The organism is Lactobacillus sp. C449L (assembly GCF_059900815.1).
Window position 1 is genome coordinate 1 of record NZ_JBWXGA010000066.1, and the last position, 567, is coordinate 567.

1 protein-coding gene is annotated in these 567 nt (G+C 62.1%); it reads left to right on the top strand.

Going from position 1 to position 567, the window contains the following annotated elements; genetic code table 11:
- Positions 1-567, top strand: a 567-nt coding sequence (locus AC2JF9_RS08315) for a vWA domain-containing protein (RefSeq protein WP_500726852.1), incomplete at both ends; no start/stop codon positions are given.

Below are 567 nucleotides of genomic sequence, written 5' to 3' on the forward strand. Positions count from 1 at the left end.
GGCTCGATGAACGAGCTGAACAAGCTTCCGACGTTGAAACAGGCCGCCAACAATTTCCTCAACAAGATGCAGGCGAATACCGGCCCGGCGGATTCGATCCGCATCGGCGTCGTGCCGTTCGAAACGGACGTGAACCTGGGGGGCCTGAAAAGCTCCTGGTGGGTGGACCCGTCGCAGACGAGCTACTGGGCCACGAACCCCATGACGGCCGGCTGCATCTGGGACCGCGACCAGCCCAATGACGTCAGGGACACTCCGCCGAGCACGGGAGTGCCGAGCACGCTGTACGGTGCGGACCAGACCCGAACCTCACCGTGCAACATCAGCCCCATCCTGCCGCTCACGACGGACTACACGGCGCTCCATGGCTCGATCAATGGAATGGTCGCGAGCGGGACGACCAATCTGACCATCGGGCTCGTCTGGGGCTACCACCTGCTGACGCCCGGCGAGCCCGTAACGAATGCACTCCCTCTCGGTACGAAGGGACTGACCAAGTACATCATCTTGATGACCGACGGTGAAAATACAAAGATGCGCGGCGTGTCGAGCGTCGAGGCCATGAAC